Origin of the sequence: Acidovorax sp. Root275, assembly GCF_001428965.1 — a bacterium.
Lineage (GTDB): Bacteria > Pseudomonadota > Gammaproteobacteria > Burkholderiales > Burkholderiaceae_C > Acidovorax > Acidovorax radicis.
Genome location: NZ_LMJH01000008.1, coordinates 980,697 through 1,006,710, shown reverse-complemented (window position 1 = coordinate 1,006,710; position 26,014 = coordinate 980,697). Strand labels below are relative to the sequence as shown.

Sequence of the window (26,014 nt, the reverse complement as noted above, 5' to 3'; positions counted from 1 at the left end):
ATGCGAAATCCCCCCCGAATTGCCATCCTTGGCGCTGGAATCATGGGCTGCTCTGCAGCGCTTTTTTTTGCGCGCAAAGGGATCGAAGTATCCATCTTCGATATGGCAGAACAACCGTTCAGTGCGGCGAGCCGATGGAACGAAGGAAAAATCCACTTAGGATGCCTCTACAGCGCAGATCCTTCACTAAGCACGGCGGATCACGTCATTCCCGGCGGTCTCAGATTTCGTCCATTGATAGAGGAATTGATCGGCACGTCCCTCGCTCCAGCCATTACCTCCGAAGACGACCTGTTTTTTTGCCATCGCAAATCCGTGACTTCTGCATCGGAAATGAAGACGTACATGGAGAAAGTCGTTGAGCGCGTGCGATCTCACCCGGATGCAGCGCGATATCTAGCAGATGCGTCTGAAAGTCGGGTTCACCAGCTGAGCTCTTCTGAACTGGCTGGCTTCACATCGTCGCCAGATATTGTTGCCGGTTTCCGGGTTCCAGAAAGATCCGTTGATACCAATTGGGTCGCCGAGCGGTTTATACCCGCGATGGGCGCTGAAAAATTGATTCGACAATTTATGGGAACCCGTGTCATGGCGGCACGGCCCGCAGAGATGGGCATCAACGGCACGTGGAAAATAGAGACTTCCGCAGGCATATTTGGCCCATACGATTACGTAATAAATTCGCTCTGGCAAGGCCGTTTGGCGATAGATCGAACTGCGGGACTAGAGCCGACAGGAGTTTGGTCGAACAGATACCGTCAATCGCTTTTCTTGCGCACTGCAGAACCGGTTCATACCCCTTGCGCTGTCATCGCCACCGGGCCATTCGGAGACATAAAAAACTACAACGGGCGTGATTTTTACCTCTCCTGGTATCCCGATGGTTTGCGTGTAGACAGCCCTAACATTTCCCCACCGGAGCCTCATTTAGCTTCCCAAAATGCTGAGGACATATCGAATTCCATTCTCAACCATCTTCAAGCTTTATTGCCATGGGTAGCGCAAATTCGCGAGCAAGCAGAGCGTTCCACCCTTGAAGGCGGATGGGTTTTTGCCGCCGGCCAAGGAGAACTTTCGGATCGAAAATCAACGCTGCACCGCCGTTCTGATTATGGAACCACAAAATTGGGAAACTATATTTCCATCGACACCGGAAAATACTCAACGGCGCCCGCCCTGGCTCAGGCACTGGTAGAAAATATCATATAAACGTGGAATAATTATCACATTTCGGTGTGATTGATAGTTTCTCAAAATCTCCTTGATTGCTTACCACCGCAGGCAGCGAGCGGCGTCGAGCAAACGACAGCCGCTGCGAACGCACCTCCTCCGACGGCACCAGTTCAGTCTTCGGTCTGCCTGCCCTCATCGCGGTATCTCCGTTTCAAAGATACCTCACTGGTACGCGCGATAAGTACCAGTTATTCACGAGACGGGGCACCAGTCCAGAGAACGGCTATTGCAGCCAGCATCAAGGACAACAACAGCACACCCCACTGGGAAAGCGTTGGAATCCCTGTAGAGGCCGCGGCTAATGCCACACCGCCCGGATCCGGGATAGCGCCATTCAGCACTAGATCATCATCCCCCAAACCGCCATCCGTAAGTACCAGCGTGACTGTATTGCCGGTGATCGTCGCTCCGGGGAACGGGTACCAGTGGGAAGCGCCCTGGCTCGGCGTAGGGCCGTATTTCATGTACACAGCACCGGATGGGAACGGCTGTGGATAGGTCAGCGTGATGGTCACGGCGGCACCATTGGGGCAACCTCCGACGATCACATCGAACAAGCCCTGGGGAAACACATACCCGGCCGTGCCCCCGGAAGGCGGCGAGCCCACGCCTCCGGTGCGAGGGATGAAATTCGCCTGGTCAAACCCGCAGCCCGCCGGCCCCGACAGGCTGGCATTCATCGTGCCTCCTCCGGTGGGGCTGGTGCCCGTCGCCGTGGTGGGTCGCGAACGCGTCACGGTGACCGTGTAGTTTTTGGTGGAGCCGCTCTGGGCGGTCACTTGCACGGTGACCACGTTGTTGCCGACGTTCAGCGCAATGGGGGCCGACGCGTTGCCGCTGGGCGTGGCAACGCCGTTGACGATAACACTCGCACTGCCATCGGCCACGGTCGGGGTGACGGTGATGGAGCTGTCGGGCACGGTAGCGGTGTAGTTCTGCTGGGCCGCGCTGAATACCGGGCTCAGGGTGCCGCTCGACAACAACAATGCGCCCAGATCGTTATTCGACGAGACCGCACGCGTCACGGTGACCGTGTAGGTCTTGGTGGTGCCATTCTGCGCGGTGACCACGACCGTGACGGTGTTCGCACCGGTGTTCATGGCGATGGCGCCGGAGGCATTGCCGCTGGCCACGGCAAAGCCGTTGACCGTCACCGTGGCGTTCGGTTCATTGACCGTCGGCGTGACGGTGATGCTGGTGGTCGCGGCCGCGATCGACATCGTGTAGCCCGTGGTGCTCGGCGCAAACGCCGGGCTGATGCTGCCGCCCGGCAACGCCAGGGCCGACAGGTTGGCGTCGCCCGATCCCGCCCGCGTCACCGTCACGGTGTAGGTCTTGGTGGTGGTGCCATCCTGCGCTGTCACGACGGTGGTAATGGTGTTGGCACCCACCGCCAGCGCAATCGCGCCCGAGGCATTGCCGCTGGTGGTGGCCACCCCGTTCACTGTGACGCTGGCAGTGGCATCGGCCACGGTGGGCGTCACGGTGAGTGAGGTGGTGGCGTTGCCGACGCTGGCCGTGTAGCTGATGGTGCCAGCGGCAAAGGCAGGCGCCAAGGTGCCACTGGACAGGGACAGTGCAGACAGATCAGCGTCACTCGAAGGCAGCGCGCGCGTGATGGTCACGGTGTAGCTTTTGGTCGCGCTGTTCTGGGCGGTGACGACGATGGTGACCGTGTTACTGCCCGGGTTCATCGCGATGGCACCCGAGGCGGCCCCGCTGGTGACAGCCACCCCGTTGACGGTGATGCTGGAGGTGCCCGCGGCCGCGGTGGAGGTGACGGTAAGGCTGGAGGTGCCGGCCGCGATGGAGGCGACATAGCCCGTCGTGCCCGACGCGAACACCGGGCTCAGGGTGCCGTTAGAGAGGCTCAGCGCAGACAAGTCAGCGTTGGACGACGCGGCACGGGTCACGGTGACGGTATACGTCTTGGTCGTGGTGCCATCCTGGGCCGTAACGACCGTGGTCAGGGTGTTGCTGCCTACATTCAGCGCAATCGCGCCAGAGGCATTGCCGCTGGTCGTGGCCACACCGTTCACGGTGACGCTAGCGGTACCGGCGGCCACGGTCGGGGTCACGGTGAGCGAGGTGGTGGCGTTGCTGACGCTGGCCGTGTAGCTGGTGGTGCCCGCTGCAAACACAGGCGCCAAGGTGCCGCTGGACAGCGACAGCGCAGACAAGTCGGCATTGGACGACCCGGCCCGGGTCACGGTCACGGTGTAGCTCAGCGGCGTGCCGTTCTGCGCGGTGACGGCGACGGTGATGGTGTTGCTGCCGACGTTCAGCGCAATCGCGCCCGAGGCGTTGCCGCTGGTGGTGGCCACGCCATTGACAGTGACGCTGGCGGTGGCATCGGCCACGGTTGGGGTGACGGTCAGCGAGGTGGTGGCATTGCCCACACTGGCCGTGTAGCCGGTGGTGCCCGAGGCAAACACTGGGGCCAGGGTCCCGCTTGAAAGCGACAGCGCGCCCAATTGGTTGTTGCCCGACGCGGCGGCGCGGGTGACCGTGGCGGTGTAGGTGCTGGTCGTGGTGCCGTCCTGGGCGGTCACGACGGTGGTAATCGTGTTGGAGCCCACTGCCAACGCAATGGCCCCCGACGCATTGCCGCTGGTGACAGCGACCCCGTTGACGGTGACGCTGGCAGTGGCGTCGGCCACGGCGGGCGTGGCGGTGAGCGACGTTGTAGTGAAGGGCACGCTGGCCGTGTAGGAGGTGGTGCCCGAGGCGAACACGGGGTTCAAAGTACCTGCCGAGAGCGCTAGGTTGCTCAGGTCGGCATTGCTCGAGGGTGGAGCGTCGCGCGTGACGGTGATGGTGTAGGTCTTGGTGGTGCTCCCGTCGAGGGCCGTGACGACGGTGGTGATGGTGTTGGAGCCGACGTTCAACGCGATCGCACCCGAAGCAGCGCCGCTGGCAACGGTCACACCGTTAATGGTGACGGTTGCGCCCGGAGTGTCGACCGTTGGCGTGACAGTCGTGCTGGTTATTGCGTTGGCGACCGTGAAGCCGTAGCTGGTCGTGGCGGCCAAGAATGAAAAGCCGCCGGACGACGCCGACAGGGCACTCAAGTCGGCATTGCCGGTGGGCTCGGTGAACACGAAGTTGTTGAAACCTTCCTGCCACAGCTGGTTGGGCGCGCCGAGGCTGCCGGTAGTGGTGATGCGGACCTCGTCGACATTTCTGAAGCCCCCCGGCAGATTGACGGTGACGTTGGAGCCGCCCGCATCGGCAACAAAGGGATAGCCGGCGACCGTTGCCGCGCCGTTGCGGTAGCCGGTGGCGGTATAGGTCGCTCCCAGCGCCTGCACGTCCTGGATGACGAAACTGGTGATGCCGAACAGGCGGTTCGACTGGCTTTTGATGACAAGCGCGCCGACCGGGTTCAACGTGTTGAAGATCAGCATTGAGTTGCTGCCGCTGCTGGTCAGATCGAAGTTCGTGACATTGCCGCTGAGCGTATTGCCGACGTTGGCGAAGTAGATCTCGTATTCGATGTTGGGAAAATGGATCTGGGCCGACAGGTTGCTGTCGAGGAACTTGGGTACCGTGAACGTGTTGTCCGCGAGGGTCGGATTGATCGACAAGGTGCCGGCTACGGCAGGCAGCACGTGGCGATAGGAGGGAAAGGCCAGCACCGCACTGCGCAGCGGACCAGTACGCCGCTCCAGCAGCCAGTCGCCGCCTTGCGCGGCATCCCCAGTGAAATTGGTAGACGCCGCCACCCGCGCACCGGTGGCATCGGCCAACATGGCTATGAACTCCTGGCCCTCAGCGCCATGGGCTACCTCACAACCGTACAACAGCAGATCGGCCCCGCTCCCAAAGGCCGCACGAATGCGCGCCAAGTCCGCTCCCCGCTCCCGCAGCGCCTGGCGGTCAAGTGTCAGGGAACCCAAACCCAATGCACCCTTGGTGCCGTGCGAAATCAAATGCACAGCGGCAAGATTCTTTCGCTCGGCCAACACATCGGCCATCTGGCGCAAGCCGTCAGCCTGGGCATCCAGTAACACAACCTCGAAATCCGCCCCGGCCTCAGCCATCAACTGCTGGTAGTCGGCCACGTTGCTCTCGATGAACAAGATGCCGGGGGGGTGGAAGGCGGGTGCCGAGGGAGCCCCAGCAAGGGCCGAGGAAGCCGCAGTGAGAAAAATCCACGCCAGGCCGATGCAACAAAGCGCCTGCAAAAAGGCAGATTTTCTGGTTAGTTTCTTCACTGCGCCCACTCCCTGATATTTATAAGTGCACGCAGTAAATCATGATTTTCAATAAACAACTATCTTTTAATTGATCGCTTCAATGACAGTGGATGGGTGCGATGCGTCGCTCTTTTTTCTCGCGCTGCGGCACCACCAACCCGGGTGCGCTGTTTCGCTGCGAGGTCGGCTCATGATTCACACCAATAGCGAACAGCTGCCCGATCAAGACGCTGGTCTCTCCGAGATATTGGGAGCACAAGTAAAAAAGCCCAACGCCGATGTTCTTCGGCGCGGGCCTCAAGAGCCTGTTCAAAATCGTCTTCTCGTGCTGACTTGCTGCAAAGCAGATGCGGTGAAAGGCCTTGAACAGGTTCTCGGCCTTTTCACACCATCGCTTCGCGGAATTTCTCGCACCTTCCGCTGCCCGAGGCTCAGGCCTCGTCCGGCGTCGGCTTTGGCAACCGAGGTGATGAGAGTGCGTGGGATGGTGCGACGGCTGCTAGAAGCAGCACAAAGCCAATCTGACGAGCGGAAGAATTTGCATTCAAGGCCGGAGAATAATCCTGTGAGCCGCGCCCTTTCGGCCGCGAACCCTTTTTGGCACACACACACGCACGGCATGCCGATGTGGGTTTGTGAGCTATCGGACAGCAAAAGAGTAGAGAGGCTTTGTGACATCTGAGCAATATGAGGGACTGGTCCACAACCTGTACCAATCAGCCACGGGCACGCGGCCTTGGCACGAAGTGCTGCAAGTGTTGGTCGATCAGTTCAAAGGACGCTTTTGCCAACTGGTGGCAGTGGATCGCCGCACGGGCCGCATGGCGTTGACGCTGCACTCATCCGGCTCACCCATGGAGGGCGTGCTGGACTACCTGTGCGAATACCACCGCCTGGATCCACACTTGGCCCATGTCGCGGTGCAACCTCCGGGCACCGTGTTCAACTCTGACGACTTAATTCCAGCCCGAGAGGCGCAGGGTCATCCGTACTACCGAAACTTCTGGTCGGTTCACGGTGTGCGCTACATGTCGGGCGGAAAGGTGGCGGAGGACGAGGATTTTGTCGTCTTTTTCGGGTTGCTCCGCAGCCCCGCGCAGGGGCGGTTCGACGCCGCAGCAGATGCGAGCCTGGCAAGCCTGTTCGTGCATATCAAGAAAGCTTTCGCAGAATACCGGCGCTCAGCCAACGGGCGCCGAGCGAGCACTGGCCAGCTGATGATTGAGCAGGCAGAGCGCCCCATTTTGCTTCTGGGACCGGATCGCTTTGTAGTGCATGCCAATGCTGCCGCGCAGCAGTTGTTGAGCGAAGCTGAGGTGATCGTTGCGCGTAGCGGCTATGTCGGTTGCCCCAGTGCGCAAGCGGAAGAGGCGCTTTTGCGGGCTCTCCACGGGCTGAAACTGGCGGAGGGGGAGTATCCGCAAACCCCAGAGCGCGTGGACCGCCAGTCCTTTGCACTGCAGGATTTGCAAGGTCGCCCGATTCCCGCGTGCACATGGGCGCTGCGGCCTTCGGAAACAATGGGCGCTTTTGGCGATACACCGCGTGCCATGCTGATCGCGGACGTGCTTGTGCCTATGGCCCGAGGCATACAACCGCACCAGCATGATGCGATCGATGTGCCGCGCCTGGCGCTGATCCGGCGCGACATCCTGGCCCGCATCGACCGGCCTGAACTGAGCCTGGAACAGATCGCGCGCCAGCACCATCTCACGCCGCGCCAGGTGCAGCGCCTGTTCGCGCGCGAGGACACTTGCTTTTCCGATTTCGTGCGACAGGCGCGACTACAGCGGGCGCGGGACATGCTGAGCGACCCCGCGCAGCGCCACCGCCGCGTGCTGGAGATTGCGCTGGATAGCGGTTTTGACGACTTCTCCGCCTTCAGTCGGGCGTTTCGCCGCCACTTCGGCATGACACCGAGCGAGGCGCGCGGACTGACGGGCTGAGCGGCTCTACGCAGTGCCCATGTCGCATTGGGCACAACGATTGTCGCTGCCGTCCATGACGCGGCATGGCGTGTTCCCAAGAATCGCTGGAGCCCCGGGCACATTGTGTGACGGGAATTCCTTCCAGCATTTTTTGCGTGCTCCATGCCATCTCTTACACGAACATCCACCGCTCCCGGAGCGCCCTTGCGCCGCCTCCGCCAATACGCTACCGCCGTGGCGCTCGCAGGCGCCTGCGCCTGCGCGGGAGCCACGCCTTTTGCCATCACCTACACCGGCACCATCAGCGACTCTTTGATGCCGGAAATCATCAACGGCCAAAACTACACCGTCACCCTCGTTTTCGACAACCGCGACGACAACACGGCCATCAACCAGCTCTGGATAGGCGCGCACCTGACTTGCACCATCTGGCGCATGAACAACACGGGCAATGTGGTGTTCGCGCAAGACCTCGTGGCTCGGCTACCCACGGTCGTGGGCACCACTACGACCAACGCAGTGGGTGCGTTGACCTCGATCTTTACCGAGGTACGCGACACCATGATTCCCGCCGGTGCTTACACCGCCAGCGGCGTTGCCTTGACAGCACCGGTGCATTGGTTCGCCAATGGCGGCAACGCCGTTTTTGCAGATAGCACGAGCGGCTATCGCACCTTCCGAGACTCAGGACCCGGCGTACAGATGAACATCGCCAACTGGAGCGCCCCCCAGCCGTTCAGTGGGCCGTGTTCCGCGTTCGCCAGCCCCGAAGCTGCAACTGCTGTTCCCACCCTGGGCGAGTGGACCATGGTGCTGCTGGGTTTAGCGACAGCAGTCGTCGGCGCTCGCCGCCTGCGCCGCCATTCCCGGCAACCTGCTGGAACTGGGCATCCGAAGCAAATTCGCGGCTAGCTCGAACATACTTTTGCAGCGTGCTCCTGTGTTGTGAAGCCCGCGGAGCCCCTGTTTCCGGCGCGGCTTGTTGTTTGCCACCCACATCCGCAGGCCAAAAGGTGTTTACCCCTGTGGCGCCGCCTATTTCCGCCCAGTAGCATCCTTCTCCGTTGCAATGTGCAACTCACATCACCACAGGCATAAAGCTTGCTTGTAGCGACGGCCCGAAGGCATGTACCCCATGTGTTTTGGCCCGTGATGATTTGTCATCAAACAAAATTTGATAAAGGAAACCTTGCTAATGAAAACGATTAACCGCTGCGCCGTGGCCGCGCTGGCCCTGGTTGGGACATCTGCTGCGCTTGCCCAGAGCAGCGTCACCCTGTACGGCCGGATCAACACCACGTTCGAGCACCAAAAAGAAGGCAATGTCTCCAAGACCGGCCTGTTCAACAACTCCTCCCGCTTCGGCTTCAAGGGCCAGGAAGATCTGGGCGGCGGTTTGATGGCAGGCTTCCAGCTGGAAAGCGGCTTTGACTCCAGCAGCGGCGCTTCGGACTCCCGCGGCATCTTCGCGCGCCAGAGCGAAGTGAACCTGGCTGGCGGCTTCGGCATGGTGCGTCTGGGCAACTTCACTTCGGAGTCCTACTACGCCACCGCTGACTTCATCAGCAACCACAACCACGACACCGGTTCGTCGTCGGATGCGCTGTACGCCTACCCTGCACGCGACGTGAACAAGATCGCCTACCGCACCCCCAGCTTTGGCGGCGCAACGGTAGAAGCGGGCTGGGCCATGCACGAGCAAGCCAACGGCACCGGCGGCAAGAACAGCCTCGACCTGGCCGCCAACTACGAAATCGGCAAGCTGGGCTTGGGCGCTGGCTACTCCAAGCTGGACGACCAGAACCAGTTCGCAGTGCGTGCTTCGTACTCGACCGGTCCCTTCGTGGTCGGCGCCTACGTGCAACGCGACAAGAACGTGTTCATCGCCAACGGCGGCAACCGCACCAACGTGCGCCTGTCGGGCGCCTACATCATGGGCGTGTCCGAGTTCCACCTGAACGTGGGCCGTGCGGGCAAGTACTCCCACGTGGCCGACAGCGCTGCCACCCAATACACGGTGGGCTACAACTACAACCTGAGCAAGCGCACCAAGATCTACACCTACTACACCCGCATCAACAACAACCACAACGCCAGCTACGGCGTGGCCACTGCGGGCAACGACTTCAGCTCCTTCGCCATGGGCGTGCGCCACAACTTCTGATGGCCCCACACCCGCTGCTGCCCTAACTGGTGGGAGGGCAGAGACACAGCTATTTACCCCGCACTTCTTTTGGGAGTGCGGGTTTTTTTTGCGCCCGGCGAAAGTGCATGGACGGACAGTTGCCACGGGGAATGCGGGGGATTGCCTTGCGCCCCCCCTCTCACACCGTGCAACACAAACTGCGCTAGAACCGGCAGACTGCCAAGCTTGCACAATAAAGTGCCAAAAACCTCTCGATGCCCGCCAAACGCCCCCACTTGGCGCAGTCCGCCCGCGATGGACCACATGCGTCGCGGATCAAGCGATCACCGCCCCAGCACGGCCACCTGCATTTCGGTGCGAATCTCAAACCCCAGGCTTTCGTACAAGGCAATGGCCGCTTCGTTGGTGGTCCAGGCATGCAGAAAAGGTTGGTCCCCGCGTTGCTGAATGGCGTGTGCGACCACCGATGAAAGCCGACGGGCAAAGCCGCGCCCCCGAAAATCAGGATGAACACACACACCGCTGACCTCCGTACCGCCCTCAAAACGCATGCGTTCCCCCGCCATGGCCACCAGAACGCCGTCAGACCGGATACCCACGAAGCGGCCCATGGTGTGGGTGCGCGCAAGGAACGGACCGGGCTCGGTCAGCCGCGCCAAGGCCAGCATCTCGGCAGCGTCGGCATCGCCAAGCGCCACAACCACCTCGGCACCAGTCTCTGCAGCAATGGCCCGGCCGGCCAACATCTGCACGCCCTGGGCTCGGCGAAGGACCTGCATCCCCTTGGGTACCGGGATGGGTTGCGCTTGCAGCACGAAGACCGATTCTCCCTCGGTCACCAGGTCGGCTACCGCCGCCAGGCTGGCGCCATCGTCGTCTCGGGCCGACGCAAACAAATTGACATCGCGCCGGTAGCGTTTGGCCAGGCCGCCGCCTTCGGCCAGATCGGGCGCAAAGGTCAGCGATGCCCAGACGGGGCGGTCAAAAGGGTTGATCGTGGTCATCGTGTTTTTTCCTTTCCTGGGTAGTGGGAGTGCTTTTGCCCTTGCGCTTGCGGGTGGCTTGCTCCGTGGCGATGGAGGCCGCCGAGCGCTGCAGGAGCGACGTGCGCGCAAGCCCCGCTTCCAGGGCAGCCAACTGGTCCAGCAAAGGACCTTCAAGCGACGCACAAACCTGGGCGACCGAGGCTTCCAGCACGGGCCAGACATCGCGTTGCGCCCGCTGGACCAGTGCCTGGCCTTGCGGGCTGAGCGCTACGCGGCGCACACGCCGATCGCCCTCCACCGCCTCCGACTGCACCAACCCGCTGTCTTCCAGCCCTTTCAAGGAGCGGGTGACCACAGGCTGGCTGACGCCGACGGCCTGGCTCAGCTCGCCCACGCCCAGTGCGCCATGCCAGTCCAGTGCCGCCAAGAGCGGGAAATGCGCTGCTGGCATATCGATGCCATGTTCAGTCAGCAGTGACTGCGTTTGGGCCTGCAGCGCCTCGCCAATGCGCTTGAAGCGCGTGCCCAGAGTGAGGAATCCGAGTTCCTTGACGACGTCTTCGATCATGGTTTATTGCCTTAGATATATATCATGATATGCATTTGACAGCCTACGTCAACGGATTTCTTTACAGCTGCCTTGGCACTTCCTGCCAGGTTGATTTCCAACGCACAAAAACAAAAGCCTGCAGACGATCTCACAGGAATGCTCCTAAAAGATCGCCCGCAGGCCCTGACTGAGTTACCCAGGCTGCGGGGATGCGCGCAGCCCAGGCGTGCCGGGCATCCAGCCCCTTAAACGTTCATGATCGACACCAGGCGCGTGTTCAGGTGCGCCTCGATGGCTTCCGGGCCCCCTTCCGAGCCATAGCCCGAATCCTTGAGCCCGCCAAACGGCAGCTCGGCCGCTGGTGCAGCGGCCTGGTTGATCCACAACATGCCCACTTCCAGACGCTGCGCCAGCAGGTGTGCATTTTTCAGCGAGGTGGTGAAGGCGTAGCCGGCCAGGCCAAACGGCAGGCGGTTGGCCTCGGCAATGGCGTCTTCGATCTTGGTGAACCCGCGCACGGCGGCCACCGGGCCAAAGGGTTCTTCGTTGACGATGCGGGCCGACAGGGGCACGTCGTTCAGCACGGTGGGCTGGAAGAAGTTGCCTTCGCTGCCAATGCGCTCGCCACCCGTTACCAGCGTGGCGCCCTGCTGCACGGCGTCGGCCATCAGATCGGCCATGGCGGTGATGCGGCGGGGGTTGGCCAGCGGTCCCATCTGCGTGCCTGCGGTCAGGCCGTCGCCCACCTTCAGGCCCTGGGCGTACTTGGCGAACGCGGCCACGAAGTCGGCGCGAATGCTTTCGTGCACCAGGTAGCGCGTGGGCGAGATGCAGACCTGGCCTGCGTTGCGGAACTTGGAACCGCTGGAGATCTTGATGGCCAACTCGAGGTCAGCGTCCTCCGCCACGATCACCGGCGCGTGGCCGCCCAGCTCCATGGTCACGCGCTTCATGTGCTTGCCCGCCAGCGCTGCCAGCTGCTTACCCACGGGCGTGGAGCCGGTGAACGTGACCTTGCGGATGATGGGGTGCGGGATCAGGTAGCTGGAGATTTCAGCCGGGTCGCCATAGACCAGGCCCACGGTGCCAGCGGGCACGCCGGCATCGGCAAATGCGCGGATCAGCTCGGCCGGGCTGGCGGGGGTTTCTTCGGGTGCCTTCACCAGGATGGAGCAGCCCGCACCCAGCGCGGCGGCCAGCTTGCGCACCACCTGGTTGATAGGAAAGTTCCACGGCGTGAACGCGGCGACGGGGCCCACGGGGTCCTTGAGCACCATCTGCGTGGCCTTGAGGTTGCGCGAAGGCACGATGCGGCCATAAACCCGCAGTGATTCGTCGGCAAACCATTCGATGATATCGGCCGAGGCCATGGTTTCGACCTTGGCCTCGGCCAGGGGCTTGCCCTGCTCTTGCACCATGATGGCGGCAATCGCATCGGCGCGTTCGCGCATCAGTGCAGCGGCGCGCCGCATGGTCTTGGCGCGCTCGGCGGCGGGGATGTCGCGCCAGGCTTCAAAGCCCTTTTGTGCGGCGTCCAATGCGCGGTCCAGATCCCCCTTGGTGGCATAGGCCACGCGGCCGATTTCTTTGCCGGTGGAGGGGTTGAACACGGCAATGGTTTTGCCTTCGGCGGCGTCTTGCCACTGGCCTGCGATGAAGAGCTGGGTGTTGGGATAGGTCATGAGCGTTGGGGTCAGCCAAAAAATCAAAAAAAACGACTATACGCCTGCGATGATGGCTGTGTATTTCAAGGAGATTGCATGCGAGAAGTAGTCCAAAGCCTCGAAGAGTCGCGCATCCGCGAGGTGGCCAACGAGGGCCTGGGGCGCAGCGATGTGCTGAAGTTCTGGTTTGGCGAGAGCGACGAGGTGACGCCCGATTTCATCCGCGACGCGGCCATTGCGTCGCTGCAAAAGGGCGAGACCTTTTACGCCCACAACCTGGGCCTGCCCGAGCTGCGCCACGCGATTGCGGGCTACATGCACGGCCTGCACCCGCAGCAGCACACCGATGCGTGGTTTGACCGCATTGCGGTCACCTCCGGCGGCGTCAACGGCCTGATGGTGGCCGTGCAGGCGCTGGTGGATGCGGGCGACGAAGTGGTGCTGGTGACGCCCGTGTGGCCCAACCTGGTGGCGCAGCCGCGCATTCTGGGCGCACAGGTGCGCACCGTGCCGCTGGTGGCGGATGCAGACGGCGCGTGGCGGCTGGACATGGATGCGCTGCTGGCGGCCATCACACCCGGCACGCGCCTCCTCGTCGTCAATGCGCCCAACAACCCCACGGGCTGGACGCTGACGCGCGAGGAACAGGCCACCATCCTGGCGCACTGCCGCCGCACAGGCACCTGGATCCTGGCGGACGAGGTGTACGAACGGCTGTACTACGCGGGCGACACGTCCAACAGCGCGGCCCCCAGCTTTCTGGACGTGGCCGAGCCCGAGGACCAGCTGATCGTGACGCACAGCTTTTCCAAGAGTTTTTTGATGACCGGCTGGCGACTGGGCTGGCTAGTGCTACCGCCGTCCATGACGCCTGCCGTGGGCAAATTGATCGAATTCAACACCTCGTGCGCGCCGGTGTTTGTGCAGCGCGGGGCCACGGTGGCGCTGCAGCGCACGGATGAGGTGACGCCTGCGCTGGTGACTCACCTGAAAACCTGCCGCGACACGCTAGTGCCGTTGCTGGCCGAGGTGCCAGGAGTGTCGGTGGCCACGCCGCGTGGGGGCATGTATGCGTTTTTCCGTATCGACGGGCATGACGAGTGTCTGACGCTGGCCAAGCGGCTGGTGCGGGAGGCGGGACTGGGGTTGGCGCCGGGCAGCGCGTTTGGGGGTGAAGCGGCGGGGTGGCTGCGGTGGTGTTTTGCGAGTCGGGATGTGGGGAGGCTGGAGGAAGGGGTGGGAAGGTTGAGGGGGTGGTGGAAGGGGTGATGGAGAGAGATTTTTGAACGATTTTTGCCGCTAGCGCTTGTGGGATGAGCGCTAGTAGCTATTATTTTTATAGCTATTGGTTCTTGCTCCTGCCGTTCGGGTTGAGCTTGTCAAAGCCGGGGTGCTGATCGGGCGACATGCCTGTGTTCAAGGCGGAAGCCGGGATGTCGCCCCGGCTGGCGACTCCCGGCCTCCGCCCTTTGCAAAGGCACGCGGCCAGATCAGCACACAAGCCCAGGCTTCGACAGGCTCAGCCCGAACGGAGAGAGGGATATCTGAAACTACAAAAACAATAGCTGCTAACGCTTTATAGATAAGCGCTAGCAGCCAAAAATCACCCAAAAACTACTGCGACACCTGCGCCACCTTCACAGCGGGCTGATCCCCCCACCCGCCTCCGAGCGCCCGAATCAACCCCACCGTCGCCACATACTGCGCCGTCCGCACCTGCAGCTCCTGCCGCCGATTGCGCAACTCACTGCGCCGCGCGTCCAGCAACTCCAGCTGGCTCACCAAGCCATTGCGATACCGCGCATCCGACAACTGCGTCGCCCGCCGCGCCGCAGTCACCGCACGCCCCTGCGCCTCGGCCTGGCCGGACAGCAAACGCAGCGAGGTCAGCTGATCCTCCACGTCACGAAACGCGTTGAGCACCTGACCCCGGTGGTCCGCCAGCGCAGCTTCCAGCCGGGCCTTCGCGCCCTCGATCTGCGCGTCGCGCTGGCCGCCGTCAAAGATCGGCAGCGACAGCAGTGCACTCACACCCCAGGCACGGGCCGACCACTTGAACAAATCACCCAGCTCCGGCGACGCGTGCCCCGCATTGCCCGTGAGCGTGACGGCCGGGAACCACGCCTTCTGCGCCACGCCCACGCGCGCTTGCGCGGCCAGCACGGCGGTTTGCGCGGCCGACACATCGGGCCGGCGCGCCAGCACCGTGCCGGGCACGCCCGGCGGAATCACTGGCAGCGCGGCGTCGCCCGTGGCGGGCGGCAACACAAAGCCGCTGGCCACCTCGCCCGCCAGCACGGCCAGCGCGTTGGTCAACAACGCTTGCTGGCGTTGCAGGGCCAATGCTTCGGATTCGGTGGCCGCCACTTCCGTCTGCACGCGGGCCACATCCAGCTCGGCCACGTCGCCGGCCTGCAGGCGGCGCTGCGTGAGGCGCAGCGTGCCTTCGTAGGCAGACAGGCTCTCTTGCACCAGCACCTGCTCGGCCTGCACGGCGCGCAGCTGCAGATAGGTTTGCGCCACGTCGGCCTGCACCATCAAGCGCGTGCTTTGCAGCAGGGCCTCGCGCGTGTCGGCGTCCAGACGTGCAGCGTCGCTGGTTTGCGAGAGGCGACCAAACAGGTCCAGCTCGTACGAGGCATTGAGCCCTGCCGTGCCCAGCGTGGCGGGTGCCGCGCTGCCGGTGGTGTTGGCACCCCCCTGGCGAGAAACACCTGCAGAGGCACCGACCTGGACGGAGCGCGCGGCGTCTGCCGAGCGCAGCAGCGTGCGCGCTTCGGCCAATCGCGCTGCGGCCTGCTGAATGCTGGTGTTGGCGTTGCCCGAGCGCTGGATCAAATCGGCCAGCACCGGGTCTTGAAAACCGAGCCACCACTCGCCGCGCGGCTGCGCCTCGGCGGGGTCAGCGACTGTCCAGGGCGCCGTGGGCAGTGCGTCGCCGCCTGCGGTGAAACTGGTGGGCACAGGCACACCCGCATGCGGCGCGGGGGCCACGGGCTGCGTCATGCAACCGGCCAGCACCAGGGCGGCGGCCAGGGGCGCCAGCAGGCTGCGCTTGCGCGCTGCGAGGGCACCGTCGGAGGAGTTTTTCTTCAATAGCAAATCGGTCATGGTTGGTCTCCTGCCCCGGCCGATGCACCCGCCGCATTCAGCGGCGTGGACATCGGGGAGCGAGCGTCTAAGGCCACAAAGGTCGTTGTCGTCACCGTGGTGAGGCGCATCATTCGTACTCCTTGCGCGGTGCGGCCAGCACAGGGTGGGCGGTGCCACCGCTACCGGGCGCATGCGAGATGGGAGCCACATGCGTGCCATGCTCCACCAGCGGGCGGTTGCCTGCCAGCTTGCGCAGCAGCACGTAGAACACGGGCGTGAGGAACAGGCCAAAAGCCGTCACCCCGATCATTCCGGAGAACACCGCCACACCCATGGCGCTGCGCATTTCGGCGCCCGCACCGGTGGACAGCACCAGGGGCAGCACGCCCATCACGAAGGCCAGGGAGGTCATCAGGATGGGACGAAGGCGCAGACGGCTGGCTTCGATGGCGGCCTGCACGGGGGTGCGCCCGGCAAACTCCAGCTCACGCGCAAACTCCACGATCAGGATCGCGTTTTTGGCCGACAGCCCCACCAGCACGATGAGCCCGATCTGCGTGAACACGTTGTTGTCGCCGTTGCTCAGCCACACCCCGGTCATGGCCGCCAGGATGCCCATGGGCACGATCAGGATGATGGCAATCGGCAGCGTGAGGCTTTCGTACTGCGCGGCCAGCACCAGGAACACCAGCAGGATGGCCAGCGGGAACACCAGCACGGCAGAGTTGCCGGCCAGTATTTCCTGGTAGGTCAGCTCGGTCCACTCGAACGTGATGCCCTGGGGCAGCGTTTCTGCAGCGATGCGCTCGATGGCGGCCTGGGCCTGCCCCGACGAGTAGCCGGGTGCAGGGCCGCCATTGATGTCGGCGGCCAGGTAGCCGTTGTAGCGCATGGCACGCTCGGGGCCGAAGCTAGGCTCCATTTTCATCAGCGCCGACAGGGGCACCATCTCGCCGGTGGCAGAGCGCACCTTGAGCAGGCCCACGTCTTCAGCCCGCGCGCGGTAGGCCGCATCGGCCTGCACACGCACGCTGTACGTGCGGCCAAACTGGTTGAAGTCGTTGGCGTACAGGCTGCCCAGGTAGATCTGCAGCGTGTCGAAGATGTCCGTCACCGGCACACCCAGCTGGCGGGCCTTGGTGCGGTCGATGTTGGCGTACAGCTGCGGCACGTTGACCTGCCAGCTGGTGAACAGGCCGGCCAGCTCGGGCGTCTGGTAGGCCTTGGCCATGAAGGCCTTCACGGCGCCGTCCATGGCCTGAAAGCCCAGCGACGCGCGGTCTTCGATCTGCAGCTTGAAGCCGCCGGTCGTGCCCAGGCCCGCCACGGGTGGCGGCGGGAACATGGCGATGAACGCGTCCTGGATGCTGCCGAACGACTGGTTCAGCTGCCCTGCCACGGCACCGCCGCTCTGGTCGGCGCGGGTGCGCTCGGCAAAGGGCTTGAGTGTGGCGAACACGATGCCGGAGTTAGAGCTGTTGGTGAAGCCGTTGATCGACAGGCCGGGGAAGGCAATCGCGTCTTCGACGTTGGGGTTCTCCTTCATGATCTCGCCCATGCGGCGGATTACGTTCTCGGTGCGGTCCAGCGTGGCGCCATCGGGCAGCTGCGCAAAGCCGATCAGGTACTGCTTGTCCTGCGCGGGCACGAAGCCGCCGGGCACGATCTTGAACAGGCCCACGGTGGCACCCACCAGCGCGAGGTAGATCACGAACATCAGCGCCTTGCGGCCGATGACGCGCTTGACGCCGCCGCTGTACGCCTCGGAGCCGCGGTGGAACAGACGGTTGAAGCCGCGGAACAGCCCGCCGAACACCTTGTCCATGCCGCGCGTGAGCGCATCCTTGGGCTCGTTGTGGCCCTTGAGCAGCAGCGCGCTGAGCGCGGGCGACAGGGTCAGCGAGTTGATCGCCGAGATCACCGTGGAGATCGCAATCGTCACCGCAAACTGCTTGTAGAACTGGCCGGTGAGCCCGCTGATGAAGGCCAGCGGCACAAACACGGCCACCAGCACCAGCGCAATCGCGATGATGGGACCGGAGACTTCACGCATGGCGCGGTAGGTGGCCTCGCGCGGGGTCAGGCCCGCCTCGATGTTGCGCTCGACGTTCTCCACCACCACGATGGCATCGTCCACCACGATGCCGATGGCCAGCACCAAGCCGAACAGGCTCAGGGCGTTGATCGAAAAGCCCAGCAGGTGCAGCACCGCGAACGTGCCCACCACCGACACCGGCACGGCCAGCAGCGGGATGATGGACGCGCGCCAGGTCTGCAGGAACAAAATCACCACCAGCACCACGAGGGCGATGGCTTCGAGCAGCGTGTGGATCACGGACTTGATGGACGCACGCACGAACTGTGTGGGGTCGTACGCAATGCGGTACTCCACGCCTTCGGGCATGTTCTTCTGGATCTCATCCATGGTCTTGCGCACGTTGGACGAGATGTCGAGCGCGTTGGAGCCCGGCGCCTGGAACACGCCCATGCCCACGGCAGGGTCGTTGTTGAGCAGCGAACGCAGCGAGTAGTCGGCCGCGCCCAGCTCCAGGCGGGCGATGTCGCGCAGGCGCGTCACCGCACCGTCCGCACCGGTCTTGACGATGATGTCGCCGAACTCTTCTTCGGTCTGCAGGCGGCCCTGGGCGTTGATGGACAGTTGCAGGTCCACGCCGGGCAGGCCGGGCGATGCGCCCACCACGCCGGCGGCCGCCTGCACGTTCTGACCGCGGATGGCGGTCACCACGTCGCTGGCCGACAGGCCGCGCTGCGCGACCTTTTGCGGGTCGAGCCACACACGCATGGAGTAGTCGCCGCCGCCGAAGATCTGCACCTGGCCCACGCCGCCGATGCGCGCGAGGCGGTCCTTCACATTGAGCACCGCGTAGTTGCGCAGGTAGTCGATGTCGTAGCGGTTGTTGGGCGAGACCAGGTGGACCACCATGGTCAGGTCCGGCGCGCTCTTCACCGTGGTCACGCCCAGGCGGCGCACTTCCTCGGGCAGGCGCGGCTCGGCCTGCGAGACGCGGTTCTGCACCAGCTGCTGGGCCTTGTCGGGGTCGGTGCCCAGGGCAAAGGTCACGGTCAGCGTCATCACTCCGTCGGTGGTGGCCTGGCTGCCCATGTAGAGCATGCCCTCCACGCCGTTGATGGATTCCTCCAGCGGCGTGGCCACGGTCTCGGCGATCACCTTGGGGTTGGCGCCCGGGTACTGTGCGCGCACCACCACGGAAGGCGGCGCGACTTCAGGGTATTCGGAGATGGGCAGACCGCGCAATGCGATGAGCCCCCCGAGGAAGATGAGCACCGACAGCACCCCGGCAAAGATGGGGCGGTCGATGAAGAAGCGGGATAGATTCATGGATGCAAATTCCTTGGGTCCGTGGCGCTCAGGCCGCTGGCGACTTGGCTGCGTTCTTGGCTTCCTTGCGATCACCCGCAATCTCGGCCTTGGCGGTCATGGGAACCGACTGGGGCGCCACCACGGCGCCGGGGCGCACGCGCTGCAGGCCGTTGACGACGATGTTCTCGCCAGCCTTGAGGCCTGAGGTGACCACGCGCAGGCCGTCAATCGGCGCGCCCAGGGTGACTTCGCGGTATTCGGCCTTGTTGCCCTCGCCCACCACCATCACGAACTTCTTGTTCTGGTCGGTGCCCACGGCACGCTCGTTGATCAGCAGCGCTTGCGTGTTGCGGGCCTGGCCCATGCGGATGCGGGCGAACTGGCCGGGCATCAGGACACCGTCTTCGTTGTCGAACACGGCGCGCACACGCACCGTCCCGCTCTTGGCATCCACCTGGTTGTCGATGAGCTGCAAGCGGCCGGCGTGCGGCGTACCGCCCGTGGTGCCGGTGCCCATCTGCACGGGGATGCGCTCGATGAGCTGGCGCGCGCTATTGCCACGCTGGCCGCTTTGCAGGTCGGCCAGGGCCTTCACCACGATCTGCTCGTCGGTGTCGAAGCTCGCGTAGATAGGGCTCACGGACACCAGCGTGGTCAGCACGGGGGCGCCCGCACCGGCAGCCACCAGGTTGCCCACGGTGACTTCGATGCGGCCCACGCGGCCCGCCACCGGGGCGCGCACCTGGGTGTAGCCTAGGTTCAGCTTCGCGGTCTGCAGCGCAGCCTGGGCGGCGCGCAAGTTGGCATCGGCCTCACGCTGTGCGTTCAGGCGTTCGTCATGCTCGCGCTGGGCAATGGCTTTTTCTTCGAGCAGGCGCGTGGCGCGCTCCAGTTCGCTGCGCGTGTACGACACACGGGCTTGCGCGGCCACCACCTGGGCTTCGGCGCGGTCCACCTCGGCGGCGTAAGGAGCGGGGTCCACCGTGACCAGCAGGTCGCCCTGCTTGACCAGCGAGCCTTCGCGAAAGTGCACGGCCTGCACGGCGCCCGAGACGCGCGGTCGCACGTCCACACGCTGCACGGCTTCGAGGCGGCCGGAGAACTCGTCCCACAGTGCGATGTCTTTTTGCAGTACGGCCGCCACCGACACCGGCATGGCCGGTGGCGCTGCAGGGGTGCCATCGGCCTGGGCAACAGGCGCCTGGAACACAAGGATGATGGCGGCCACGGTGGCCGTCACTGCGGTGGCAAGGGTGGCCAGGCCCAGCGGGCGGCTCTTGGAGAAAGGATTGGAGTTCATAGTCGTTTCAATCGTTAAGGCTTCCCTTGTGGGGCGAGCCGGTGGAGGTTTTTTTGCCACGCCCCGGTGCGTGGGCGTTGTGCCGACATGTGTCAGGGCCGTGGATGGAGGGGCAGTCTCGGCAATGACACGGTGGAAAAGTCAAGGCCCCTACAGCACACCACCGGGCCATGTCCATACCGATGTCAGAAGACGTGGCTGCGCTGCGTGTTGTGACAGCCGTGGTTGCGGAGCGGCGAGTGGCCCCATGGTTTTTTCATGCTGTGATTTCCTCCGTATCTATCGTTGACATCAATCGCCCCTGCCTGCCGTCTGGGCCCAGGCGGACACGGCTTGCAGAAATGCGTGGACAAGGCTTCTCCCTCCGGCACGGTGAGGCCGGAAAAATCAGCGTTGAAAACCAGGTGGTTGGCGGGAAGGCCGCAGTATCAAACCTCAACCAAAGTTGAGGTCAACGACTTTCTGCGGCCCGAGTTGCTGGGAACAAACTCTCAGGAAGGCACCGGACATCGGGTGGCTTCAAAAAACAGGCGGAATTGCTCCTGCGCACCCGCGGCGCAAGGGCATTCGTTTTGCCCGGTCTGCAGCAAGGCATCGGGCCACTGCGCCGTTTTGGAGAAAACATGGCGGGTGACCTGCAGGCCTGCGGCCTCCAGCCGGGTGGCGTAGGCCAGCGCTTCGTCGTGCATGGGGTCGGTGTCGCCCACCAGCACCAGCGTGGGTGGCAAACCTGCCAGGCGATGTGCAGCCCCGGGCACGGCGTAAGGATGATCTGCATCGCGCGGGCTGCGCAGAAAATTGCGCCAGCCTTCGGCCCATTTGCAGCCGGTGGCATTGCCCGTGGCTTCGCGCAGTGAGGCCGTGCCCACACACGGGTCCAGCATGGGCGAGAGCAGGATCTGCCCGGCCAGCGGCGGGTGCGACTGGTCGCGCGCCATCAGGCCCACGGCGGCGGCCAGGTTGCCACCAGCTTCTTCACCGGCGAGGTAGACCAGCGCACCTTGCCCGCCGAGCTTGGTGCGGTTGCGGTGCACCCACTTGAGCACGTCATAGCCCGTGTCCACCGGCTGCGGGAACGGGGTGAGCGGGTACGCCACCGACACCACCACGGCCCCCACGCCTTCCAGCAGCGAGGCCACGGTGCAGCCGGTGTCCAGACCTCCCGAGGTGAATGCGCCACCATGAAAATGCACCACCACCGGCGACGCCTGGCCACTCTTCTTGCGCCCATACATGCGCACGGCCACATCCCGCCCCTTGGTCACTTCAATAGTGGAGTCGGAGCACACGGAGGCAGCCTTGCCCCCTTCGGAGGGCTTGGCAACGGGCGGCAGAATGAAAGATGGCGAGGAAAGATGGTCGGGCTGCATGGCATGTACCCAGTAAATTGACGATGGATGAAATGTAGTGGCTTGCGTCTTTCAGATAAACAGGTCAAACACCACCGCACTGTTTCCAAAAGCTCAACAATCGCAGGGTGGCGGGCATGTGAGAATTCCTCAGCACCCACTGGTGGGTGCTGTAGTTCCAGATTCAAGGAGAAGCCATGGACCAAATACAGGCCATGCGCATATTCGTGCGGGTGGTAGAGGCCGGCACGTTCACCCGGGCGGCCGATTCACTCTCGCTGCCCAAAGCCACGGTGACCAAGCACGTGCAAGCGCTGGAGGAGCGCCTGCGCGTGAAGCTGCTCAACCGCACCACACGCCGTGTGACGGTGACGCCCGACGGCGCGGCCTACTACGACCGCACCGTGCGCCTGCTGACCGACCTGGACGACATCGAGGCCAGCATGACCAACGCGCGGGCGAACCCGCGCGGGCGCCTGCGCATCGATGTGGGCACGGCAGTGGCGCAATTGCTGCTGATACCGCACCTGGCGGATTTCCACGCGCGCTATCCGGACATCCAGCTCGACCTGGGCGTGAGCGACCGCATCGTGGACCTGATTGGCGACAACGTGGACTGCGTGATCCGGGGCGGCGAGTTGAGCGACCAGTCGCTGGTGGCGCGGCGCATCGGCAATCTGGAATTCATCACCGTGGCATCGCCAGACTACCTGGCCCGCAAGGGCACACCCGCGCATCCGCTGGAGATTGAGGAAAAGCACACCAGCCTGCTGTATTTCTCGCCCCATTCGGGCCGGCACTACCCGCTGGAGTTCCGCAAGGACACCGAGTCCATCGATATTTCAGGGCCCTACCAGTTGAGCGTCAACGAGGCCAATGCGTACGTGACCTCCCTGGTGGCAGGCCTGGGCATTGGCCAGATCACGAGCTTCCAGGCCGAACGGCACCTGAAGAGCGGGGCACTCGTGCAACTGCTGCCTCAATGGACGCAGCCCGTGCTGCCCGTGTACGTGGTCTACCCACCCAACCGCCACCTGAGCGCCAAGGTGCGGGCATTCGTGGATTGGGCCGCTGAACTGTTCCGCAGCGAGACCCATCTGCAGCGGTCCGGGTGAGACGCTGCGGCCCTGCGGCTTTATGCTTGGGGCCATGAACGCCAACGAGCCCACCCCCATACCTGGTTCATCCGTCACCGAAGGCACGCCCGCCGCTCCAGGCACCCCAGCCCCCCCGAGCCCTGCTGGCGCCCCGGCCAAGCAGCCACGCAACCCGCTGCACGGCGTGACGCTGGAAGCCATGGTGGTGGGGCTGGCAGACTACTTTGGCTGGGACGAACTGGGGCAGCAGATCCCCATCCGGTGCTTTCAAATCGACCCCAGCGTGGGCTCCAGCCTCAAGTTTTTGCGCAAGACCCCCTGGGCGCGCGAGAAGGTCGAAAGCCTGTATCTCTTCATGCTGCGCGACCAGAGGCGCAACGGGCAGGAGTGACCGGCCGCGTGCCTGCGCCGCGCCACGGTCACCTTGCCCCGGCTCAGTCGCCCGAGGTCACCAGGAAATCGCGGCTGATGCCGCCCCCGAGGTCGTTCACCCGGTCCAGGAACTGCGTGAGGAAAGCGTGCAGGCCCGTGGCCAGGATCTCGTCGATGCGGCCGTACTGCAGGTCGGCCAGCAGGCGCCCTGCCCTGCGGCTGGTTTCGGCGGACTGCCCGTTGGCCAACACGGCCAGGTTGTCCACCACCTCGCGCAGGCAGGCGTGGAGCGAGCGGGGCATGTCGCGGCTCAGGATCAGCAGATCGGCCACACGCCCCGGAGTGATCACATCGCGATAGACCTTGCGGTACACCTCGAAGGCCGACACGCTGCGCAGGATGGCGCTCCAATGGTAGAAATCGCTCTCCTGGTTGCGGTCGCTGGCACGGCCAAAAAAATCATTCTTGACCGCATGGAACTTCACATCCAGCAGACGCGCGGTGTTGTCGGCGCGCTCCAGAAACGTGCCCATGCGCAGGAAGTGAAAGGCCTCGTCCTGCAGCATGGTGCCCAGCACCACGCCCCGTGAGAGGTGCGAACGGTACTTCACCCATTCAAAAAACTGGCCCGGGTCACGCTCGAAGGCATCGCCCTCCAGCTGCCGGTGCAGCTCCAGCCAGGTCTGGTTCTTCGTCTCCCACACCTCGGTGGTCAACGCGCCCCGCACGGCCCGTGCGTTCTCGCGCGCGGCGCGCAGGCATGACAGGATGGACGAGGGATTGGTCCCATCGCGCACCATGAACTCCAGTACACGGGCGGGCGTCACCTCGCCATGCTTGGCGGTGTAGGCGGGGATCAGCTCGCTGATGGACAACAGCCCTTCCCAGCCTTTTTGCGCGACATCGGCAGCCTGCGGCAGCAGCGATGTTTCGTAGCTCACATTGAGCATTCTGGCGGTGTTCTCTGCCCGCTCGGTATAGCGGGACATCCAGAACAAATGGTCGGCAGTGCGGCTCAGCATGCGGCCTCCTTCATCGAACAGGGCAGAGAACCCCGCACGTGCTGCGCACGCACGCGGTGTTGTATCGAAAGCCCCATGGCATGGGGCTTTTCCGCCCGCTCCGTGGTGCGGGACATCCAGAACAAGTGGTCGGCGGTGCGGCTCAGCATGTTCAGATGCTCCCTTGCGATTGACTTTGCGACTGGCCCTGACCCTGGCCCTGCGACTGGGATTGCACGGCCTTGGGTTGCGCGGCAGGCGCATCCTCGCCCAGCACCCAGGTGTCTTTGGTCCCCCCGCCCTGCGACGAATTCACCACCAGCGAGCCCTCCTGCAGCGCCACACGCGTGAGGCCCCCAGCGGCCATCTGCACCTCGCGGCCGCTGAGCACGAAAGGGCGCAGGTCGATATGGCGTGGGGCGATGCCGCTTTCCACATACGTGGGGCAGCTCGACAGGCTGAGCGTGGGCTGGGCGATGTAGCCCGCCGGGTTGGCCAGCAGCGCGCGGCGGAAGTCCTCGATCTCGGCCTGCGTGGCGGCCGGGCCGATCAGCATGCCGTAGCCGCCCGCGCCGTGCACTTCCTTGACGACCAGGTCCTTCAGGTTCGCCAGCACATGCTGCAGGTCGTCCTGCTTGCGGCACATCCAGGTGGGCACGTTCTTGAGGATGGGTTCCTGCCCCAGGTAGAAGCGAATCATCTCGGGCACATAGGGGTAGACCGACTTGTCGTCGGCGACACCGGTGCCCACTGCATTGCAGATGCCCACGTTGCCTGCGCGATAGGCCTCCATGAGGCCATGGCAGCCCAGCGTGGAATTGCGGCGGAACACCTGCGGATCGAGGAAGTCATCGTCCACGCGGCGGTAGATCACGTCCACCCGCTGCAGGCCGCGCGTGGTGCGCATGTAGACGAACTTGTCCTTGACGACCAGGTCCTGTCCCTCGACCAACTCCACACCCATCTGCTGCGCAAGGAAGGCGTGCTCAAAGTACGCGCTGTTGTGCATGCCAGGCGTGAGCACTACTACCGTCGGCTCGTCGGCCGCAGCGGGGGCACTGGCGCGCAGGGTCTCGAGCAGCATGTCGGGGTAGTGGGCCACGGGCGCCACCTTGTGCAGGCTGAACAGGTCGGGAAACAGCCGCATCATCATCTTGCGGTTTTCGAGCATGTAGCTCACGCCGCTGGGCACGCGCAGGTTGTCTTCGAGCACGTAGTACTCGCCTTCGCCCTTTTCATTGGGCGCTCGAACGATGTCGATGCCCGCGATGTGCGCGTAGATGTTCTGCGGCACCTGCACACCGGCCATCTCGGGCCGGTACTGCGCGTTGTTGAGGATGAGGTCGGCGGGCACGATGCCGGCGCGGATGATGTCCTGGCCGTGGTACACGTCGTGGATGAAGCGGTTGAGCGCCGTGACCCGCTGCACCAGCCCTTGCTGCATGCTGCTCCACTCATGGGCCGGAATGATGCGCGGGATCAGGTCAAACGGAATCAACCGCTCGTTGCCCGCGCCGCCCTCGTCCTTCGCGCCATAGACGGCGAAGGTGATGCCCACACGCCGGAAGATCATCTCGGCTTCGGCCCGGCGGGCCTGCATCACATCAGGGGGCTGTTTGCTCAACCACTGCGCATAGCGCTTGTAGTGTTCCCGCACATCGCTGCCATCAAAAGGCAGCATGGCGTACATCTCGTCAAATTTCTGCATGAACTGGCCTCCTGGTAACAGGATAGCAAGTTGCGCGCCCACACT

At 63.8% G+C, this 26,014-nt stretch carries 19 protein-coding genes; 8 read left to right on the top strand and 11 right to left on the bottom strand.

Annotated features, from left to right (window positions below):
* Positions 1–1,209, top strand: a complete 1,209-nt coding sequence (locus tag ASE52_RS25170) for an FAD-dependent oxidoreductase (protein WP_082606880.1) — start codon at positions 1–3, stop codon at positions 1,207–1,209.
* 212 nt (positions 1,210–1,421) lie between these two features.
* Here ASE52_RS25170 and ASE52_RS14630 read toward each other — a convergent pair whose 3' ends face one another.
* On the bottom strand, positions 1,422–5,315 hold the full coding sequence (locus ASE52_RS14630; RefSeq protein ID WP_057227027.1) for an IPTL-CTERM sorting domain-containing protein: 3,894 nt from the start codon (positions 5,313–5,315) through the stop codon (positions 1,422–1,424).
* A gap of 307 nt (positions 5,316–5,622) precedes the next feature.
* On the opposite strand from ASE52_RS14630, the gene ASE52_RS25705 reads away from it, so the two are divergent.
* From ASE52_RS25705 to ASE52_RS14615, 4 genes are all read left to right on the top strand, one after another.
* Positions 5,623–6,114 carry a hypothetical protein gene (locus ASE52_RS25705; protein ID WP_140426234.1) on the top strand — a complete coding sequence of 164 codons (492 nt, stop codon included), beginning with the start codon at positions 5,623–5,625 and terminating at the stop codon, positions 6,112–6,114.
* Entirely contained in the window at positions 6,104–7,378 is a 1,275-nt protein-coding gene (locus ASE52_RS14625) for a helix-turn-helix transcriptional regulator (RefSeq protein WP_057227025.1), read from the top strand. The genes ASE52_RS25705 and ASE52_RS14625 overlap by 11 nt, the downstream gene beginning before the upstream one ends.
* A gap of 186 nt (positions 7,379–7,564) precedes the next feature.
* Positions 7,565–8,272 carry an IPTL-CTERM sorting domain-containing protein gene (locus ASE52_RS14620; protein WP_158004163.1) on the top strand — a complete coding sequence of 236 codons (708 nt, stop codon included), beginning with the start codon at positions 7,565–7,567 and terminating at the stop codon, positions 8,270–8,272.
* A 283-nt stretch (positions 8,273–8,555) separates the two neighbouring features.
* Entirely contained in the window at positions 8,556–9,524 is a 969-nt protein-coding gene (locus ASE52_RS14615; protein WP_010464039.1) for a porin, read from the top strand.
* Positions 9,525–9,829: 305 nt separating this feature from the next.
* Here the strand turns inward: ASE52_RS14615 and ASE52_RS14610 are convergent, their stop codons facing one another.
* The 3 genes from ASE52_RS14610 to ASE52_RS14600 form a co-directional block, all read right to left on the bottom strand.
* A complete protein-coding gene (locus ASE52_RS14610) occupies positions 9,830–10,510 on the bottom strand; it encodes a GNAT family N-acetyltransferase (protein ID WP_057227021.1) in 681 nt (226 codons plus the stop codon).
* Positions 10,488–11,060 carry a MarR family transcriptional regulator gene (locus tag ASE52_RS14605; RefSeq protein ID WP_057227019.1) on the bottom strand — a complete coding sequence of 191 codons (573 nt, stop codon included), beginning with the start codon at positions 11,058–11,060 and terminating at the stop codon, positions 10,488–10,490. Before ASE52_RS14605 ends, ASE52_RS14610 begins: the two co-directional genes overlap by 23 nt.
* Positions 11,061–11,287: 227 nt before the next feature.
* Entirely contained in the window at positions 11,288–12,724 is a 1,437-nt protein-coding gene (locus tag ASE52_RS14600) for an NAD-dependent succinate-semialdehyde dehydrogenase (RefSeq protein ID WP_057227017.1), read from the bottom strand.
* 78 nt (positions 12,725–12,802) lie between these two features.
* Between ASE52_RS14600 and ASE52_RS14595 the strand changes: the two genes are divergently transcribed.
* Entirely contained in the window at positions 12,803–13,975 is a 1,173-nt protein-coding gene (locus ASE52_RS14595; RefSeq protein WP_057227015.1) for a pyridoxal phosphate-dependent aminotransferase, read from the top strand.
* Between the two features lie 345 nt (positions 13,976–14,320).
* Here ASE52_RS14595 and ASE52_RS14590 read toward each other — a convergent pair whose 3' ends face one another.
* The 4 genes from ASE52_RS14590 to ASE52_RS14575 all read right to left on the bottom strand — a co-directional run bounded on the left by ASE52_RS14590 (position 14,321) and on the right by ASE52_RS14575 (position 21,812).
* Positions 14,321–15,817: an efflux transporter outer membrane subunit gene (locus ASE52_RS14590; RefSeq protein ID WP_057227012.1), complete on the bottom strand. Its 1,497-nt coding sequence runs from the start codon at positions 15,815–15,817 to the stop codon at positions 14,321–14,323.
* A 109-nt stretch (positions 15,818–15,926) separates the two neighbouring features.
* Positions 15,927–19,160 (bottom strand): efflux RND transporter permease subunit, encoded by a 3,234-nt coding sequence (locus ASE52_RS14585; protein ID WP_057227010.1) that lies wholly within the window; start codon positions 19,158–19,160, stop codon positions 15,927–15,929.
* A gap of 28 nt (positions 19,161–19,188) precedes the next feature.
* Complete coding sequence (locus ASE52_RS14580; RefSeq protein ID WP_010464032.1) at positions 19,189–20,442, bottom strand: efflux RND transporter periplasmic adaptor subunit; 1,254 nt, start codon at positions 20,440–20,442, stop codon at positions 19,189–19,191.
* Positions 20,443–20,933: 491 nt separating this feature from the next.
* A complete protein-coding gene (locus ASE52_RS14575) occupies positions 20,934–21,812 on the bottom strand; it encodes an alpha/beta hydrolase (protein ID WP_192426178.1) in 879 nt (292 codons plus the stop codon).
* Between the two features lie 176 nt (positions 21,813–21,988).
* Here ASE52_RS14575 and ASE52_RS14570 point away from each other — a divergent pair, with 176 nt between their 5' ends.
* Positions 21,989–22,906, top strand: a complete 918-nt coding sequence (locus tag ASE52_RS14570; RefSeq protein ID WP_057227008.1) for a LysR family transcriptional regulator — start codon at positions 21,989–21,991, stop codon at positions 22,904–22,906.
* A 34-nt stretch (positions 22,907–22,940) separates the two neighbouring features.
* Positions 22,941–23,279, top strand: coding sequence for a VF530 family protein (locus tag ASE52_RS26045; protein ID WP_198928107.1), 339 nt, complete (start codon positions 22,941–22,943; stop codon positions 23,277–23,279).
* 43 nt (positions 23,280–23,322) lie between these two features.
* On the opposite strand, the gene ASE52_RS14560 is transcribed toward ASE52_RS26045, so the two are convergent.
* The 3 genes from ASE52_RS14560 to ASE52_RS14555 are packed head-to-tail and all read right to left on the bottom strand — an operon-like array spanning position 23,323 to position 25,969.
* On the bottom strand, positions 23,323–24,282 hold the full coding sequence (locus tag ASE52_RS14560) for an alpha-E domain-containing protein (RefSeq protein ID WP_010464028.1): 960 nt from the start codon (positions 24,280–24,282) through the stop codon (positions 23,323–23,325).
* Positions 24,276–24,431 (bottom strand): alpha-E domain-containing protein, encoded by a 156-nt coding sequence (locus tag ASE52_RS25700; RefSeq protein ID WP_010464027.1) that lies wholly within the window; start codon positions 24,429–24,431, stop codon positions 24,276–24,278. Before ASE52_RS25700 ends, ASE52_RS14560 begins: the two co-directional genes overlap by 7 nt.
* A 2-nt stretch (positions 24,432–24,433) precedes the next feature.
* Positions 24,434–25,969 (bottom strand): circularly permuted type 2 ATP-grasp protein, encoded by a 1,536-nt coding sequence (locus ASE52_RS14555; protein WP_057227006.1) that lies wholly within the window; start codon positions 25,967–25,969, stop codon positions 24,434–24,436.
* Positions 25,970–26,014: the final 45 nt, after the last annotated feature.